General features: G+C 66.9%; 15 protein-coding genes and 1 pseudogene. 7 read left to right on the forward strand and 9 right to left on the reverse strand.

Going from position 1 to position 17,546, the window contains the following annotated elements:
- Positions 1 to 120: 120 nt before the first annotated feature.
- Positions 121 to 1,515: an FAD-binding oxidoreductase gene (locus AB0N05_RS14595; protein WP_364692882.1), complete on the reverse strand. Its 1,395-nt coding sequence runs from the start codon at positions 1,513 to 1,515 to the stop codon at positions 121 to 123.
- 204 nt (positions 1,516 to 1,719) lie between these two features.
- Between AB0N05_RS14595 and AB0N05_RS14600 the strand changes: the two are divergent.
- A pseudogene (locus AB0N05_RS14600) lies at positions 1,720 to 2,463 on the forward strand (cation:dicarboxylase symporter family transporter); the annotation flags it as partial.
- A 3-nt stretch (positions 2,464 to 2,466) separates the two neighbouring features.
- On the opposite strand, the gene AB0N05_RS14605 reads toward AB0N05_RS14600, so the two are convergent.
- The 4 genes from AB0N05_RS14605 to AB0N05_RS14620 all read right to left on the reverse strand — a co-directional run bounded on the left by AB0N05_RS14605 (position 2,467) and on the right by AB0N05_RS14620 (position 5,844).
- On the reverse strand, positions 2,467 to 2,883 hold the full coding sequence (locus AB0N05_RS14605; protein WP_364692885.1) for a hypothetical protein: 417 nt from the start codon (positions 2,881 to 2,883) through the stop codon (positions 2,467 to 2,469).
- A gap of 88 nt (positions 2,884 to 2,971) precedes the next feature.
- Positions 2,972 to 3,505: a DUF3145 domain-containing protein gene (locus tag AB0N05_RS14610; protein WP_364692887.1), complete on the reverse strand. Its 534-nt coding sequence runs from the start codon at positions 3,503 to 3,505 to the stop codon at positions 2,972 to 2,974.
- 139 nt (positions 3,506 to 3,644) lie between these two features.
- Positions 3,645 to 4,457 (reverse strand): serine hydrolase domain-containing protein, encoded by an 813-nt coding sequence (locus AB0N05_RS14615; protein ID WP_364692890.1) that lies wholly within the window; start codon positions 4,455 to 4,457, stop codon positions 3,645 to 3,647.
- Positions 4,458 to 4,506: 49 nt separating this feature from the next.
- Positions 4,507 to 5,844, reverse strand: a complete 1,338-nt coding sequence (locus tag AB0N05_RS14620; protein ID WP_364692893.1) for an amino acid permease — start codon at positions 5,842 to 5,844, stop codon at positions 4,507 to 4,509.
- 263 nt (positions 5,845 to 6,107) lie between these two features.
- Here AB0N05_RS14620 and AB0N05_RS14625 point away from each other — a divergent pair, with 263 nt between their 5' ends.
- Positions 6,108 to 7,298 (forward strand): serine hydrolase domain-containing protein, encoded by a 1,191-nt coding sequence (locus AB0N05_RS14625; RefSeq protein WP_364692896.1) that lies wholly within the window; start codon positions 6,108 to 6,110, stop codon positions 7,296 to 7,298.
- 69 nt (positions 7,299 to 7,367) lie between these two features.
- Here AB0N05_RS14625 and AB0N05_RS14630 read toward each other — a convergent pair whose 3' ends face one another.
- Positions 7,368 to 7,949, reverse strand: coding sequence for a DinB family protein (locus AB0N05_RS14630; RefSeq protein WP_364692899.1), 582 nt, complete (start codon positions 7,947 to 7,949; stop codon positions 7,368 to 7,370).
- A 157-nt stretch (positions 7,950 to 8,106) separates the two neighbouring features.
- A complete protein-coding gene (locus AB0N05_RS14635; RefSeq protein WP_364692902.1) occupies positions 8,107 to 9,162 on the reverse strand; it encodes a phosphotransferase family protein in 1,056 nt (351 codons plus the stop codon).
- 123 nt (positions 9,163 to 9,285) lie between these two features.
- Between AB0N05_RS14635 and pabB the strand changes: the two genes are divergently transcribed.
- A complete protein-coding gene (gene pabB, locus AB0N05_RS14640) occupies positions 9,286 to 11,454 on the forward strand; it encodes an aminodeoxychorismate synthase (RefSeq protein WP_364692905.1) in 2,169 nt (722 codons plus the stop codon).
- Positions 11,455 to 11,468: 14 nt separating this feature from the next.
- On the opposite strand, the gene AB0N05_RS14645 is transcribed toward pabB, so the two are convergent.
- Positions 11,469 to 11,999, reverse strand: a complete 531-nt coding sequence (locus tag AB0N05_RS14645) for a hypothetical protein (protein ID WP_364692908.1) — start codon at positions 11,997 to 11,999, stop codon at positions 11,469 to 11,471.
- 168 nt (positions 12,000 to 12,167) lie between these two features.
- Here AB0N05_RS14645 and AB0N05_RS14650 point away from each other — a divergent pair, with 168 nt between their 5' ends.
- A complete protein-coding gene (locus AB0N05_RS14650; protein ID WP_364692910.1) occupies positions 12,168 to 13,832 on the forward strand; it encodes a TerD family protein in 1,665 nt (554 codons plus the stop codon).
- 157 nt (positions 13,833 to 13,989) lie between these two features.
- A complete protein-coding gene (locus tag AB0N05_RS14655; protein WP_364692913.1) occupies positions 13,990 to 14,772 on the forward strand; it encodes an SDR family oxidoreductase in 783 nt (260 codons plus the stop codon).
- 145 nt (positions 14,773 to 14,917) lie between these two features.
- Here the strand turns inward: AB0N05_RS14655 and AB0N05_RS14660 are convergent, their stop codons facing one another.
- Positions 14,918 to 15,709, reverse strand: coding sequence for a hypothetical protein (locus AB0N05_RS14660; RefSeq protein ID WP_364692916.1), 792 nt, complete (start codon positions 15,707 to 15,709; stop codon positions 14,918 to 14,920).
- 153 nt (positions 15,710 to 15,862) lie between these two features.
- On the opposite strand from AB0N05_RS14660, the gene AB0N05_RS14665 reads away from it, so the two are divergent.
- Together AB0N05_RS14665 and AB0N05_RS14670 are read left to right on the forward strand one after the other, a co-directional pair.
- Positions 15,863 to 17,101: an MFS transporter gene (locus tag AB0N05_RS14665; protein WP_364692919.1), complete on the forward strand. Its 1,239-nt coding sequence runs from the start codon at positions 15,863 to 15,865 to the stop codon at positions 17,099 to 17,101.
- Positions 17,102 to 17,104: 3 nt separating this feature from the next.
- Positions 17,105 to 17,485, forward strand: a complete 381-nt coding sequence (locus AB0N05_RS14670; RefSeq protein ID WP_364692922.1) for a metalloregulator ArsR/SmtB family transcription factor — start codon at positions 17,105 to 17,107, stop codon at positions 17,483 to 17,485.
- Positions 17,486 to 17,546: the final 61 nt, after the last annotated feature.

Genomic DNA, 17,546 nt, shown 5'->3' on the forward strand with positions numbered 1-17,546 from the left:
TTTTTTTTTTCTCCGTCCACCCCCCGTAACCCAAAAAAAAAAACAACTGCCCCTTTAATTTGGTCCCGGGCCCCCGCCCGGGGGGGCCCCCGGGGCCCCCCCCCGCTTCCGTTTACCCGGTCAGAGTGCCGGGCGGATATTGGCGTTGTGGTGGAAGACGTTGTCCGGATCCCAGACGGCCTTCAGCGCGGCGAGCCGACTGTACTTCTCGCCGTAGGTTTCCTGAATGCGCTGCTGGTCATCGTCATTGAGGAAGTTGATGTAGCCGGCCCCGGAACTCGCGTGCGGCCGCAGGGCGTCCCAGAAGTCGCGAACCCATTGCCGCTCGGGTTCATAGGTGGCCTGGTCGGGGCTGATGGCGCTGATATTGATGACCCACTGCGGTTGCCGGGAGCCTCCGAATGCTGTTGCTGCAGAATCGGTCTCGGTATACCTGCCGAGGAGCGGGAAGATCGGGACCAGTGTCAGCGGGGACAGCTTGCCGGGAACCCACCGCACGAATTCCGCGATCACCGCATCGCTGAAATCGTCCACATAGATTGCCTTCTCGTAGGCGAACTGGCCGCGCGGGGCGGACTCGTCGAACATCTGCTGCAATTGCGTGTACGGAATCGGCGTCACCAGATCCCAGGCCGGAGCCGGAGCGGCGGCCCGCAATGGCGCGACGACCTCGGCCAGCTCTTCGGGAGCCCCGAAACCGACCACCGCCACCACGAATCCCGGTTGCCCCCAATAGTTTTCGGGCACAAACGGAGCAGGCGGCGCGCTGACGCCCAGGATCGCGGCACAGTACCCGGAGGGCAGCTTCGCAATGAGATCGCGGCCCGCGGCGACTCCGGCCACACCGTGCTCGGGCGTCCAATAGAGCATGGTCAGCTGTACCAGCGGCGGCAGATCATGCAGGGCGAAAGTGAACGTGGTGACAATGCCGAAATTGCCACCGCCGCCGCGCAATCCCCAGAACAGCTCGGGGTTCTCCTCGGCCGAGGCGATCACGATCTCCCCGGCCGCGGTGACAACCTCTGCGGAAACCAAACTGTCGCACGACAATCCGCAACGCGCGGTAAGCCAGCCCATGCCACCGCCGAGCGTCAATCCCCCGATGCCGGTGTCGCTGATGAATCCACCGGTGACCCCGAGCGCATGTTCCGTGGTGGCGGCGTCGACCTGCAACCACTGCGCTCCCCCACCGCAATGCGCCAGCTTCGCCTCCGGATCGACGGTCACGTCGTCCAGCGCGCCGAGGTCGATCAGCATCGCATCATCGGCGACCGCATGACCGGCATAGTTGTGCCCACCCCCGCGCACCGTCACATCCAGACCGTGCCGCCGCGCCTCGGACAAAGCCGCCGCAACCCCCTTCGCACTCCCCGGCCGCACGATCACGGCGGGCCGCCGATCGAAACAGCCGTTCCACACCAGTCGCGCCACGTCATATTCCGGATCCCCCGGCGCGATGACCGCCCCTCCGGTCAGCGCCCGTAATCCATCGATATCGATCCCGACATGTGTCATAGCCTCGGTCCTTCCTCGTCGACATCTACGGATACGGCCGCTGCACCCATCCCGTTCGATCACCTTCTTCACGACCCCACATCCCTGAAACCCGCGGGACACGAAGGTGATACATGGGATATCTAGCGTTCCGGCATGGTCGAAACGATGGATGGTGACGGGTCGGAGGCGGTGCGGCGGACGCCCTGGTATCGCTCGATGTTCGTGCAGCTGGCGGTGGCGGTGGTCGGCGGCATCATCGTCGGGCAGTACGGGCTGAAATCCCTTGGCAGCTACGGGAAGCTCATTGCCTGCTGCTATGGGGCGGCATTGCTCTTCATTCTGGTGCTGGCACTGGTGAGCCGGGTCCTGGCCGGTGTGAGCCTCTGGAAGTTCGTGCGCTACATCAAGGATGAGCTGTTCGTGGCGCTGGGCACGGCCTCCACCGAGGTCGTGCTGCCCCGCATCATGACCAAGCTGGTCGATGCGGGTGCTTCGCGGGCCACCACGGGATTGGTTGTGCCGACCGGTTATTCGTTCAATCTCGACGGCGCGACCCTGTATCTCGCCGTCTGCGTGCTCTTTCTGGCTCAGGCCGTGGGTGTGGATCTGTCCCTGGGCGAGCAGGTCACGGCCCTGCTGGTGCTCATGCTGACGTCGAAGGGCATGGCGGGAGTGCCGGGTTCGTCGTTCCTGGCCCTGTCCGCCACCATCAGCGCGATCGGGCACGGATCGATACCCGTTGCCGCCGTGGCGATCCTGCTCGGCGCGGACCGGATCATGGATTCCATGCGGGTGACGGTGAACCTGCTCGGCAACTGTGTCGCCACGCTGGTCGTCGCGAACTGGGAAGGCCAGCTCGACCGGGAGCGTCTGCGACGGGTCCTCGACGGCGAAACTGTCGAACCGCTCGAGGAACCCGATCCGATGCTCGCGGCCGCCGGGGATTCCGGAACGGTCTCGGTCTAGGGCTCAGGAGTAGAGGCGGATCTGTTCGGCGGATTCGTTCTGGCTGGCGCATTCCTGGTAGGGGTTGGGGTTGCCTTGGCGTTCGCCGCAGACCCAGCGGATGTCGGCGACGGTGACGGCGATATCGCCATTGGATTGCTTGGCGCGCTCGGCGGCGTAGGCATTGACCACTTCGGAGGCGGTGGGGCAGAAGTCGTTTCCCTTGGCGGTGCCCGCGACTATGGCCAGGCCCCAGGGGCCCGCTCCGCAGTGGACGATCTCGTGACCGGCGGCCGGGAAGGGAGCGGTGCTCGCGGGTTTGGCCGAGGTTGGGTTGCTGGTGGCGACGGTGGATTTGGCCTCGTCATTGCAGGCGGTCAGGCTCAGGGTCAGAGCGCCTGCCATGGCTAGGAGGGGCAAGGAAGCGAGGATTCGCCGCATGGGAGCTCCTTTTCGTACCGACTGGACTTATCGTGCCTCTGGCGCGCCACGCAGCGCGACGGCACGCTTCGGATCATCGGTTCGAGCGTCAGCCGACGTCGCGGCGGAGCCAGGTGACCTCCGCGCCCTCGCCGCCGAGGCGGAAGGGTTCGAGGGCGTCGTCCCAGGCGGTGCCCAGGGCGCGGTCGATTTCGGCGGCAATGTCATTGGGGCTGGAGCGGCCGTGGGCGCGGGCGTCGGCGACTATGGCGCGCAGGCGCATTTCGCCGACCATGACGTCGCCATTGGCACTCATCGCGCCGTTCCAGAGGCCGAGGCCGGGGACGAAGCTGTAGCGCTCGCCGTCCACACCCTCGCTGGGGTCCTCGGTGATTTCGAAGCAGAGGATGGGCCAGTCCCGCAATGCCTTGGCTAACCGTCCTCCGGTACCGACCGGGCCGTACCAATCGGTGGTGGCCCGCAGGCTTCCGGGGGCCGCGGGCTGGGCGGTCCATCGTAGTTTGGCGGGGGCCTTGAGAGTGGAGGTGAGCGCCCATTCGATATGCGGGCACAGCGCGGCCGGCGATGAATGGATATAAACGACTCCAGACGTCGCCTCCGCGAACTGACTCGACGCGCGCACCACTGACACCTCCGGCTGGACGAGGGACGTCTTCCCCAACGACCTCTCATAGCCGGCGTTGCCCGAGTTTACTGGAGTGCCCGGTGTTACGTGTGATGCTTGATGGACGTGTCGCGGTTCCGGTCAAACCCGGCGAGCGCTAACCAAACTCCGCGATGACGGCATCACTGAGGGTCGGCCACGCGGCCCGGGCCCAGTCACCGAAATTTTCGTCCGCCAGGGACAGACACGCCATACCTGTTTCCGGCTCCACCCAGAGAAACGTGCCGGTTTGGCCGAAGTGCCCGAAAGTTCGTGGCGTGTTCGCGCCACCCGTCCAATGCGGCAGTTTGTGATCGCGGATTTCGAAGCCCAAACCCCAGTCATTGGGACGCTGCGACCCGTAACCGGGAAGTACGCCATTGCGTCCCGGGAATTGCACTGTGCTTGCCTCGAAAAGCAATTCGGCACTCAGAATCTTCGGATTCAGCAATTCTTCAGCGAACCGCAGCAGGTCTGCGACAGAGGAGCGCCCGGCATGCCCGGCCGAACCGACCAGCGCCGAGGAAGTCATGCCCAGCGGCTCGAACACCGCCTCGTGCAGGTATTGATCGAAGGGGATGCCGGTCTGCTCGGCCACGAAATCCGCCAGCACCTCAAACCCGGCACTGGAGTAGATGCGCCGCAGCCCCGGCTCGGATAGCACCTCGGTGGTATCGAAGGCCAGACCGGAAGTGTGCGCCAGCAGATGCCGCACCGTGGAACCGGGCGGCCCCGCAGGCTGCTCCAACTCGATCGCACCCTCCTCGACCGCGACCAGAACCGCATACGCCGCAAGAGGTTTGGTCACCGACGCGAGCCGGTAGACCTTCTCGAGGTCCCCCTCGGTATCGACCACACCCTTGTCTCGGACCACGACACCCGCCGCCGCATTCCGGACCGGCCACTGTCGAATCTGCTCCAGCGCTCGCACACGATGAGCCTACGAGCCGATCACGATCCGCGCCCGAACGGGGCGGCGACTACTGCGAATGCAGCTCGACGGGCGCGGCCGGAGCCTTGTTGAGCGCGGAGCGGCGGCGGCCGTAGCCGAAGTAGACCACCAGGCCGACGGCCGACCAGAGGGCGAAGGCCAGCCAGGTCACGCCCGGGAGGTGGGCCAGGAGGTAGACGCACATGCCGACGCCGAGGACCGGGACCAGCGGGACCAGGGTGCGGAAGGTGCGCGGCAGATCCGGCTTGGTGCGGCGCAGCACCAGGACACCGATATTCACCAGGCCGAAGGACACCAATGTGCCGATATTGGTGGCGTTCACCAGCTCTCCGAGCGGGATCAGGGCCGAGAGCACCGCGACCACGCCGCCGACGATGAGGATATTGGTGGTCGGCACCCGCTTGGCGCCTACGCGGGAGAGCATCTTGGGCATCAGACCGTCACGGGACATGGCCACCAGGATTCGGGTCTGCCCGTAGAGGACGGTCAGCACCACCGAGGCGATGGCCACGACCGCGCCCGCCGCGAGAATGGTTGCGGGCCAGCCCTTTCCGGTCACCGTCTCCAGCACGGTGGCCAGCGAAGCACCGGAGCTGCTCACGTCATCGACACCGACGGCGCCGACCGCGGTCAGCGCGACCAGCACGTACACCAGGGTCACGATGCCGAGCGAGATGATGATGGCGCGCGGCAGATCCCGCTGCGGATTCTTGGCTTCCTCACCGGCGGTGGATGCGGCGTCGAACCCGATGAACGAGAAGAACACCATCGAGGCGGCCGAGGTGATGCCCGCGACGCCTGCGGGCGCGAACGGGTGCAGATTGTCGGAGTTGAACGCGGTCACGGCGACCACCACGAAGAAGATCAGCACCGCGATCTTGATCATGGTGGTGATGGTGGTGACCCGGGCGCTCTCCCGAATGCCGTCCAACAGCACCAGCGTCGCGATCAATACCACCACGGCCGCAGGCAGATTGATGGTGCCGCCGTCGCTGGGTGCGCTCGACAGCGCGTCCGGAATCCGCCACCCGATGGTCGAGCCGAGGAACTCGTTCAAGTACGCGCCCCACCCGACCGCCACCGCGGCGACCGACACCCCGTACTCCAGCAACAGACACCACCCGCACACCCAGGCCACGATCTCCCCGAGCGTGGCATAGGTATAGGAGTAGGCAGACCCGGAAACCGGCACCGCCCCCGCCAGCTCCGCATACGACAACGCCGAGAACAGCGCGGCCAGCGCCGCGACCACGAACGAGATGACCACCGCGGGCCCAGCCAACGGCGCGGCCTCCCCCAGCACCACGAAAATGCCGGTCCCCAGCGTCGCACCCACCGACAAGGCGATCAGAGAAATGAGCCCCATGCTCCGCTTCAGCGAAGTGTGCTCACCATCCGAAGCGAGCTGCTCAACAGGCTTGGTCCGCAGCAATGATGCGGTAATCCGAGGGAGTTCAGGCACGTACGTCGACGCTACCTGGTGAACACGCGATCCCCAGGAATGGGGTGCCGTGTCAGCCGACCCTCCCGCCCGTATCCAGTTACTCGATGGCGTCGTTCGGTTCCGGTCCCTGGGGTGTGGCCGGGAGGGGTTGTGGGTGTGGGGAGCGCGGTTACGATCGGGGCATCATGAGCGAGCGTTTTGCGGTCCACGGCGAGGTGGAGAGCGGTTTCGGGCCGGTGGCCGATGCTTTTCGGCGGAACTTCACCCAGCATGGGGAGATCGGGGCGGCGGTCGCCGTTTATGACGGGGATCGGTCCGTGGTGGATCTTTGGGCCGGGCACCGGGATCGGAAGCGGACCAAGGCCTGGGAGCGGGACACCATGGCCCCGGTGTGGTCCTCCACCAAGGGGATGGCCGCGTTCGTGGTGGCTTCGGCGGTGTCGCGGGGACTGCTGGATTATGAGGCTCCGGTGGCGCAGTATTGGCCGGAGTTCGGGGTGAATGGCAAGGAGTCGATCACCGTCCGGCAGTTGATCGATCATCAGGCCGGGCTGGCCGCCCTGGATCGGGCCGTGCGGTTGACGGATATGGCCGATCTGGATGGGCTGGCCGTGATCCTCGCCGAGCAGAAACCCTTGTGGCAGCCGGGCACTCGGCACGGATACCACCCGATCACGGCCGGGCTCTACCAGGGTGAACTGATTCGCCGGGTCGACCCGAAGCACCGCACCCTGGGGCGGGTTTTCGCCGAGGAGTTCGCGGCCCCGCTGGGCTTGGACTTCTATATCGGCCTGCCGGAAGACATTCCGATGGATCGCATCGCGACGCTCTCCGCCACGGAGGGCCTCGATGTCCTGCGCTACGAGCGAGATCTCCCCGTGCGCATAGGCATTCAGCTCTACGCCAAGCGCGGCCTCTCCTTCCGAGCCCTGAGCAGCCCGCAGGTGGGAGCCCCCGCGCGGGGTGCCCGCCGCGAATTCCTTTCGGTGGAAAGCCCGGCCGCCGGTGGCGTCGGCACCGCCCGCTCGCTGGCTCGCGTCTACGGCGCGGCCGCATCCGACACCGGCGAACTTCCCATCACGGCGGAGCTGCTCACCCGCTTGGCCGCCGCCAAGACGGCCGACGACGTCCCCGCCGAAGACCTGGTCCTGCTGACTCCCAGCCGGTACCACCTCGGCTTCCGAAAGTCCCGCGGCAGCTTCCGTTTCGGCACCGACGCCCGGGCCTACGGCACCACCGGCTACGGCGGCTCATTCGGCTTCGCCGACCCGGCCACCGGCCTGGGCTTCGGCTACGCCATGAACCGCCTCGGCATGGCCGTCCTGGACGACGCCCGCTCCCGCAACCTCCGCAACGCCCTCCTCCGCTGCGTCTGATCCGGCGACTTCACCCACCGATTCCCGTCTTCACCCGCCCAATTGCACGGGTGAAGAACACAATCCGTGTCAGTGGTTGGGGTCGACGTCGTGTGCGTGGTGGACGAGGTCGTGGATGAAGTACTTGGCGAGGGTTTCCACGGTGAATTGGGAGCCGTTGCTGCGGCGGGCCACCAGGGGAAGGTCCTCGGGTGGGACGGATTCGAAGGCGCGGGCGGTGGTTTCGGCGGCGCTGGTCAGTTCGGAGGCGACTGTGGCGGGGTTCTGGGCCGCGTAGTTTTCGGCTTCGGCGCTGTCGTCTTGGTCCCAGTTGGCGAACATGGGGATGCTGCCGTCGAGGGTGACGGCCGGGTTGTAGCCACCGATGACCGGGCCCGGGCGGGCGGAGGCGGTGCGGGTGATGTCGAGGCGGTGCTCGAAGATGCGGCAGACGTCGCGGACGTGGGCGGCGTACTCGACGGCGGACCAGGTCGAATCGTCCGGGCGCACAGCGGCATTCGGGCGTTCGAGGGCGAGGGTCAGGCGTGCCGTGCTGGCGCGGGTCAGGCCGGGGACCGCGTCGAAGGCGGTGGCTGCTGGGTCGAATCCGCATTCATCGCAGGCTTGTTCGAGGACCCAGGTCCAGTCTTTGGCGTCAGGAACGATCGGCATGCGAACAACATACGATGGCAATACTTTTTCGACCACCAATATCCCGCCATCCCAAGCAAAAATCGCGTCAAGTTTGCCGAGGCCACCAAGATCAGGGAGCTCTCATGGCGGAATCGAGGTCGAAATCCCGCCACCAGAGCTCCCTCGGCGATCCGGGCTATTCGATGATGCTGTGCGCCTTCTCGAAGAGTTCGAGGGTGATGGCGTGGAGGAAGTCGCCCACCTGTTTCGGGGCTTTGCCTGCGGAGGCCCGGGCGTAGGTGCCTTCCAGGACGATGCCCAGCTTGAAGCAGGCCAGAACCGTGTACCAGGGGACATTGCTGAGGTCGCGGTCGGAGAATTTGCCGTAGTGGGCGACCATTTCGTCGACGGTGGGGAGGCCGCCGGTCGCGCCGAGAGTGCCGGTCAGAGCCGAGCCGGTGGTGCCGGGTTCGGGGCGGGTGGCGATCTGCCAACCGAGGTCGAGCAGGGGGTCACCGATGGTGGACATCTCCCAATCGACCATGGCGACGACCTGCGGGCCGGTGTAGGAGAACATCATGTTGGCGAGGTGGCAGTCGCCGTGCAGGATGCCGGGCTGCCACTGCGCCGGGCGATTGCGGTCGAGCCAGTCGCCGATGCGGTCGACGCCCGGGATCTCCGGTCCGGCGTAACCCTCATTGGCGCTGTAGGACTCGAGTTCCTTGAGCCAGCGCGGGACCTGGCGCTCCAGGAAGCCTTCGGGTTTGCCGTAGTCGGCCAGGCCGAGCGCCACGTGATCGAGCGAGCCGAGGCGGGCGATCGCCTCCACCGCGGACAGGCCCATCTGCCGCCGGACCTCGGGATCACCGGCGTGCAGTTCGGGGAGTTCGTTCTGCGGATTGAAACCGTCGATCGGCTCCATGAGATAGAAGTACGCGCCGATGAGCGACTCGTCCGCATCGGCGGCGATCACCCGCGGTGCGCGAATGCCGGTGCCGTCGAGCGCGCTGAGAATGCGGGACTCGCGGTGGATGACATTGTTGCTGGCGGCCCGCAGATGCTTGGGTCCGCGCCGCAGGACATACGAGCGACCGCCGCGGTCGAAGCGCAGCATGATGTTCTGCGTTCCGCCGCCGAGCGGTGTGACGTTCTCGAATTCCCCGCCGGGCAAGCCCTGCTCATCCATCCATGTACCAACGGCGGCGAAATCGACTAGGTCGCGATCCACCTCGACCGGCTGCGCTACAGACATCCCCACATTGTGCCGTACGCCACGACTGGAACTGAAGGCATATGCCAGCAGTAGTGGCCGGGGCCTCGTTCGCGCAGGTCGGAACGCGGTATCCGAGGGGCGCTGGCGTAAAGTGCCGGGCAAATGCGCACGCTGCTGATCGACAACTACGACTCGTTCACCTACAACCTGTATCAGCTGATCAGCAAGGTGAACGGAGTGGAACCCGTCGTCGTACGCAACGACGAGGTGTCCGATGCGGCTGCCCTGGACCTGGATTCCTTCGACAATATCGTCATCTCCCCCGGGCCCGGGCGGCCCGACGTGGCGCGCGATTTCGGTATCTCGGCCGAGCTGATCGCGCACTCCGAACTGCCGTTGCTGGGGGTGTGCCTGGGACATCAGGGCATCGTGATCGCCGCGGGCGGACTCGTCACGACCGCACCCGAGGCCCGGCACGGCTATCCCGATCGCATCACCCACGACGGGCGCGACCTGTTCGCCGGAGTGCCACAGGATTTCACGGCCGTCCGCTATCACTCGCTCTGCGCCGCCATGCCGCTACCGGAGGAACTCGAAGTCACCGCGACAGCGCCCGACGGCGTGATCATGGGCGTGCGTCATCGCAGCCGCCCGCAGTGGGGTGTGCAGTTCCATCCCGAATCCATTGCCAGTGAATATGGTTCGGCGCTGATCCGGAATTTCATGCGGCTCACCGCCGAACCCGGCACACATCCCCGGCCCCTGCACGGCTCCTCGGTCACGCGGCGTCCGGCCGTGGAGGCGGATGTGCCCGCGCTGGCCGCCATTCCGCCCAAGCTCGAAGAGCGCACTCCCCCGGTCGATTACACCGTGGAGCAGACCGTGGTCGAGCGGGCGGTGGATGCGGAGGCGGTGTTCCTGCGGCTGTATCGCGAGTCGCCGACCGCGTTCTGGCTCGACAGTGAGCATGTCGAGCCCGGGCTGGATCGGTTCTCATTCCTGGGGGATGCGTCCGGGCCGCTCGCGGAGACGGTGCGGTACCGGGTGGGGACGAGTCGGGTCGAGGTGGCGTCCGCCGAGGGACTGCGCAGCGTGCCGGGCGGAGTGCTCGACTACCTATCCGGTGAGCTACGACGGCGACGGATCGAATTCCCGGATGTGCCTTTCGATTTCGTGGGTGGGTATGTCGGATATCTCGGCTATGAGATGAAGTCGGATTGCGGGGCCGCGACGACGCATCGAGCGCCCGCACCGGATGCGCAGTGGGTGTTCGCCGATCGGCTGATCGTGGTGGATCACGAGGCGGGGCGGACGCATTTACTCTCGCTGGCCGAGTCGCACCCGGATTCCGTTCGGGCCGCGCGGGATTGGCTGTCCGCTACGCGTGCGATCGTGGAAACCCTTCCGACTTGGGAGAATCCGCCGGATCTGGAGTTGCGTGCCGAGGAGCGAGTGGTCGCACCGCTGCTGACCCGTGGCCGGGAACGCTATCTCGCCGATGTGGAAGCCTGCCGAAAGCAGTTGCGAGCCGGGGAATCCTACGAAATCTGCATTACCGACAGCGCGTACCTGCCCGCCGGCGGCGATGGCGATGGCGACCGCGATGGCCTGGACGTCTATCGCACCCTGCGCCGCTGCAACCCCGCCCCCTACGCGGCCTTCCTGCGCTTCGGCGACCTGGAGGTGGCGTGCTCCTCACCGGAGCGCTTCCTCAAGCTCGACCGCTCCCGCACCGTGGAAAGCAAGCCGATCAAGGGCACCGCTCCGCGCGGCCGCACCCCTGCCGAGGACGCACAGCTCGCCGCGGAACTGGCGCGCAGCCCCAAGACCCGCGCCGAAAACCTCATGATCGTCGACCTGCTCCGCAATGACCTGGGCCGGGTCTGCGAGATCGGCACCGTTCACGTCCCCGAACTCATGGCCGTCGAGACGTATATGACCCTGCACCAATTGGTTTCGACGGTCCGCGGCACCCTCCGCCCTGAACTGGACGTAATCGACTGCCTCCGAGCATGTTTCCCGGGCGGCTCCATGACCGGTGCCCCCAAACTCCGCACCATGGAGATCATCGACACCCTCGAAACCGAAGCCCGAGGCATCTATTCGGGCACCATCGGCTTCCTCGGCCTGGGCGGCACCGCCGACCTCAACATTGTCATCCGCACCGCGGTCCGCCACGGCAATCGCTGGCGAGTGGGCGCGGGCGGCGCAATCGTCCTCGACTCCGACCCCACCGACGAGTACCACGAAATGGTCTGGAAGGCCGCCGCCGCCCTCCGAGCCCTCCCCGGCATAGGCGTACCCCCTACCGCCCCACTACCTTCCGCCTGACCCCGGTGACGCCGCTATTTGCGGCGGCCGCGGGTCGGCTTCTGCGCTGGAGGTTCCGGGGCGGGCTGTTCGCGGCCGGTGAGGCGGCCGAGGAGGGAGACGCCGGGGAGTTTTTCGAGGCGGGTGAAGAGCTGTTCGGCCATTTCGGTGGCGGATTCCAGGCGGGTGAGGAGTTTGTCGTAGGCGACGAAGGCGGGTTCGGCCAGGGCCAGGGTGCGGTCGAGGCGGTCGATGGTGGAGTTGAGGCGTTCGACTGCGGTGGTGAGGTTTTCGATCAGGTCGGGGAGTTGGGCGGCCAGTTGGATGGAGGCCGGGGGAAGGCGGACCGCGGTGTCGAAGGCTTGCGAGGCCGTGAATTGGGCGGAGTCGAAGGCTTGACCCGCGGCATTCTGGGCGGAGCCCAGGGCCACACCGGCGGCGGTCTGGGCGGCTTCGACGGCGGCCTGAGCTGCGGCGAGAATGTCACCGGCGGTGGGGACACGCGGGGGCTGAGGTTTGGCGCGGGGCGGCTGCGATTTGCGCGCGGGCCCCTTCGGAGTGGTCATGATTCCACTGTGCCGCACGTTCGGCCGCATGCAAGTCAACTGACCATTGAATCGAGTGTTCCACCGTGCAGGCCTTTCCCGGCGTGTCCCCTGCACCATCGAACACTCGATCTGTGGACTGCGGTGGGTGAGGGTTGTCGGGGGTAGGTGGCATAGTTTTCGATCACGATGAAACTGACCAAAGGTGGAAATGGGGCGGTTCCGACTTCGCTTCTGACGGTGGTGCTTTCGTGGCAGTCGGATCATGCGGTGGATGCGCATGCCCTGTTGTTGACGGGGGCGGGGCGGGTTCGGTCGGATCGGGATTTCGTGTTTTTCAATGCGCCTCGGCACGTGTCCCAGGCGGTGACCTTGGATCAGGAGCCTGCGCCGGGGACGGCGCGGTTATCGGTGTCGCTGCCGCGCACCGAAGCCGAGGTGGAGCGGATCGTGGTCACCGGGTCGGTGGAGGGCGGGTCGTTCGCCGAGGTGGCGGGGCTGGTGCTCACCGTGTTCGATCACAATCGGCCGGTGGCGTGGTTCGAGGTCGCCGATTCGGACTCGGTGCGCGCCATGATGTTCGGGGAGTTCTATCGGCGTGAGGGCGAGTGGCGGTTCCGGGCCGTGGCGCAGGGGTGGGCGAGCGGGCTGGCGGGGATCGTCACGGAATTCGGCGTGCATGTGGATGATCCCGGGGATGCGCAGCCGAGCGGTGAGGTCGCGCAGCGACGCCCGAATCGGGTGCCCTCGCTGGAGCGGGAGACCAGGGAGGAACCGCTACGGCCGCCGGAGGGTTCCGGACGCGCCGACTGGCATCCGGATCCGGAGGGGTCAGGACGGTTGCGGTGGTGGGACGGGTCGGAGTGGACCGACACCATGCGAGCGTTCCCGTCCACGGATGTGCGGCATTGCCCGCGCTGCGGGCGGGCCCGGCGGTGGCGGGTGTTCGGGCGGCCCGCGCCGTGCCGGGAGTGCGCGGGTGAGATCGACGAGTATTTGCGAGGGTGGCGGGCACGCGCCGAGCGGGTGCTGCGGACGGCCGGGGCGCGGGGGCCGGAGTGGGAGGGGTTGTGGACCGCATTGCGGTATCAGCGCATCGAGCGAGCGGTCGCGCTGGAGTCATTGCGGCCCGCGGCGCACGACCATGTCGAGCGAATGGTGGCCTTCGCGTTCGCGGACGGGGTGGTCGAGCAGGCCGAACTGGAGGCCTTCGATGCCGCCGTCGCCGAACTGCGGCTGGGCGGTCCGCTCATCGAGGATCTGCGGCGGCGAATGTCTCGCGGGCGCATGCTGACTCGGCTGCGCTCGGGCGAGCTACCGGTGATGCAAGCGCCGGGATTGCATCTGGATCCGGAGGAGCAGGTGCATCTGATGGTCCCGGCCATTCACATTCGCCAGCTGGCGCGCGGGCCGAAGCTCACCGAGGGGCGGTTGATCGCCAGTAATAAGAAGCTGCGGTTCACCGGTGTCGACACCGGCACGGAAATGCCGTGGACGCGTGTGGTTTCGGTGACGTCGGAGGGCGGGCGGGTGGCGGTGGCGGCCACCTCGGCGCGCGGCGGCGCGACCTTCGAGGTGGCCGATCCGGATCAGGTGGCGGCGGCCATCGAGGGTGCCCTGCGGGTGGCGAAGCGGCTCGCGCTGGCCCCGGGCCGCCGCGATACCCGCACCATTCCGCAGGATGTGAAGGCCCAGGTGTGGCTGCGTGACGGCGGTAAATGCGTGGAGTGCGGGAACAGCCACTATCTGGAGTTCGATCACATCATCCCGATCAGCCGGGGCGGGGCGACCAGCGCGCCGAATCTGCAGATCCTGTGCCGGGGATGCAATCGGGAGAAGGGCGCGCACATCTGATTCCTCGAAAAGGGACGGGTATCGAACCGTATCGACGCGCTGCCCACCTCGGAATGTGCTCAATCAGACGTCATGCGATGAATCATGTTGAACAGCAAGCCGAACAGCACGCAGCATGGTTCCAACGTCCGAAGTAGGCGCGCGAGGAGGATTCGACATGCAGGTGGCGGTATTAGGCGGAACCGGAACTCTCGGATTGCCGGTGGTGCGCAATCTCGCGGCCCAGGGCCATACGGTGCGGGTGCTGACCCGGACGGCACCCAAGGATCCGGTGCCGGGCACCCAGCATTTCCCGGTCGACCTGAGCACCGGGGAGGGGTTGGACGAGGCCTTGGAAGGCGTCTACACGGTGGTCGATGCCGCCAATCATTTCGGCGTGCGCAGCGGCAAGGTCCTGGTGGAGGGGGTGCGGTCGCTGCTGGCCGCCGAGCAGCGCGCCCGGGTCGGCCACCATGTCGAGATCTCGATTGTCGGCTGTGATCAGGTGCCGTTCAGCTATTACCGCACCAAGGTCGCCCAGGAGCAGGTGGTCACGCAGGGTCCGGTGCCGTGGACGCTCTTGCGCGCCACCCAATTCCACGAGTTGATCGATCAGTGGTTCACCGCCGCAGCGAGATTGCGGCTCAGTCCGCGCGGCGCCATGCGCTTTCAGCCGGTCGATGTGACGGCCGTGGGCGCGCGCCTGGCCGACGCCGTGGACGCCGGTCCTTCCGGCCGGGTGCCCGATGTGGGCGGCCCGGTGGTGCAGACCCTGTCCGAGCTGGCCGCGGTGCGCCGCGCCGCGCTCGGACAGTCCCTGCTTCCCGTCCCGCTGCCGCCCCTCGGGCGTGCCGCACGACGGTTGCGCGACGCTGCGCTGTGCCTCGACAACGATGGCGAGGCAGTGTCGTTCGACTACTCCGAGTGGCTGCGGCGACGCTATGCGAAGCCGGGTAGCTGACTCGTTTCAATAGTCGTCTTCGTGGGGGTTCCGGACATCGGGGATATCACGGATTTTCCCCGGATACACGTACGACTACGTAGTCTCCGCAGGTCAGTCCCGAGAGGGAGGACGGGCGGAGGTCCGTACAGCGCGCGAACGACACTCAGCGCATGACGCGGACGACGGCGGGTTCCGCGCAGAATTGCGCGCTCGCCTGATCCAGGCTCAGGCCGGTGCGGTTCAGGCCGCCGGAATCGACTACCGCGCAATGGGTTCCGGCGACCTTGCCGTTCCCGTCGTCGATCGGCCGCACCTGGGCGGTGACGATGGATTGCAGGCGGTCGGATTCGAAGGCCCAGAATTCGACATCCCACATTGCGTACCCGGCACGGGCTGCGACCACGGTGTATCTGCTGGTGGACGTTTCGATTCCGATTCCGGCCAGTTCCCCGGCACGCCGGAATTGGGTGGCGTCGCCGGTGGCATGGAATATGGCGTAGCGAGTGTTGGCGGTGGCCAGGTAGATCGGGATGATCAGCTCGTCGCGGCCGTCGTTGTCGAGGTCGCGCAGTCGCGGTTCGGACGGGGACGAGGTGTCGCGTTCGACGATGGTCTGCACCGTGCCGCCCGCCGGATCGAGCACGGTCACGGTGGTCACGGTGTGTGCTCCGCCGCCGGTGTGTCGCACTTCGAAGGCCAGGCCCGCCGAGTCGCGCGAGCGCAGCACGCAGTCGGGAGATGTTGCGGCCGTGGCGATATCGCCGCAGGGCGGCAGGTCCGATACCGGCTCGGTCGAGCTGGTCGGCGCGGTGGTGGTGGCCGGTGTGGAGGGTTTCGGCGCGGTCGCGCTCCAGGGCAGGACCGGCACCGGCTGCGCGGCTCCGTGCTGTGCGCATCCCGCGATGAACACGGCCGACAGCAGCATCAGGTAGCGCATCGCGGAACTCCTCCCCATGGGGGCGAGGATAGCGGCGAATCGGCGGGCAGATCGCACTAACCAGACCAAGGGGACTTTTCCACGCCGCGTCGAGCCCGGGAATCCGGGCCGGGTCGCGGTTATCCGCCATCATGTGCACAACTGCGCACTTATTGTCCTATAGTGGTGGCCGTGTTCGACGTTCTGCACAATCCCCAGTTCCGGCGGCTGTTCACCGCGCAGGTCGTGGCGCTCGTCGGCACCGGCCTGCTCACGGTCGCCCTGGGACTGCTCGCCTACGATCTGGCGGGTGGGAATGCGGGCGCGGTGCTGGGCACGGCGCTGGCGGTCAAAATGGTGGCGTATGTCGCAGTCGCACCGGTCATTTCGGCGCTCACCGAACGCGTCCCCCGGCGCACGGTGCTGGTGTCGGCGGACGCGATCCGGGCCGCGATCGCGCTCATGCTGCCGTTCGTGACGCAGACCTGGCAGATCTATGTGCTGATCGCGCTGCTGCAATCGGCCTCGGCGACCTTCACCCCGGCGTTCCAGTCGCTGATTCCCTCGATCCTGGTGGACGAGGAGGACTACACGCGCGGACTGTCGCTGTCCCGTCTTGCCTACGATATGGAGTCGCTGCTCAGCCCGCTGCTGGCGGCCACGCTGCTCACGGTGATCAGCTATCACCTGCTGTTCGTCGGCACCGCAGCGGGTTTCGTGGCCTCGGCGGCGCTGGTGGTGACGACCCGGCTCCCCCGGATGGCTGCGCCGGAACGGTCCGAGCCGCTGCACCGCCGGATCACGCGGGGCGCGCGGATCATGCTGGATCGCCCGGTCCTGCGCGGACTGCTGGCCATGAATCTGGTTGTGGCGGCATCGACTTCGCTGGTGGTCGTGAATACCGTGGTGTATGTGCGCGATGGCCTGGGCGGTTCGAACAGCGCGGTCGCAATCGCGCTGGGCTGCTTCGGATTCGGCTCCATGGCGGTGGCGCTGACGACCCCGCGCGTGCTGACCACGGTTCCCGATCGCGCTCTCATGCTGCTCGGTTGCATGATCCTGCCGGTCGGTCTGCTCGTCGCGGCCGCCATCCCCCTGTTCACCCCGGTGACGGGCAGTTTGCTCCTGGCCATGGTCTGGGTGGCGCTGGGCGCGGGCACCTCGATGATCAATACCCCGTCCGCCCGATTGCTGCGCGCACAGTCCGAACCCGATACCCGCACGGCCGTTTTCACCGCGCAGTTCTCGCTCTCACACGCCTGCTTCCTGCTCACCTATCCGATCGCCGGACGGCTCGGCGCGCTGGCGGGCCTGCCGATCACGGCGATCGTGCTCGCCGTGATCGCTACACTGGCTGCCACGACGGCTGTTCGCGTATGGCCGGTGTCCGCACCGGCGGGCACCGAGGCGGTGGCCGCGGCAGGAAGGTGAATCATGGTGAGCAAGAGCAATGCGAACGCATTGCCCTCCCCTGAGTCCTCCCCCAGCCTCACCCACCCCATAGTTCCCGATCAGTCCCGCCTGGATGCCGCCACCGCGACCTTCCGGATGCTGTCGGATCCCACCCGCCTGCATATCCTCTGGATTCTGGCCGATGCCGAGGCCGACGTCACCGCCCTCACCGAGGCTTGTGGTGCCTCGCGCACCGCGGTCAGCCAGCACCTGGCCAAACTCCGCTTCACGGGATTGGTCGACACGCGCCGCGACGGCCGCCGCATCATCTACCGCATTCGCGACGGCCACCTCGCCCGCCTGGTTCGCGAGGGCTTGAACCACGCCGACCACGTAGTAACCGGCGAGCCCGCACACGAGTAACCGCCCGGCCGCGCTCCACCTTCGCGTATGCCATAGCCGCATGCCTTCTCGACAGTTGCAG

Source organism: Nocardia sp. NPDC051030, assembly GCF_040683015.1.
Classification (GTDB): domain Bacteria; phylum Actinomycetota; class Actinomycetes; order Mycobacteriales; family Mycobacteriaceae; genus Nocardia.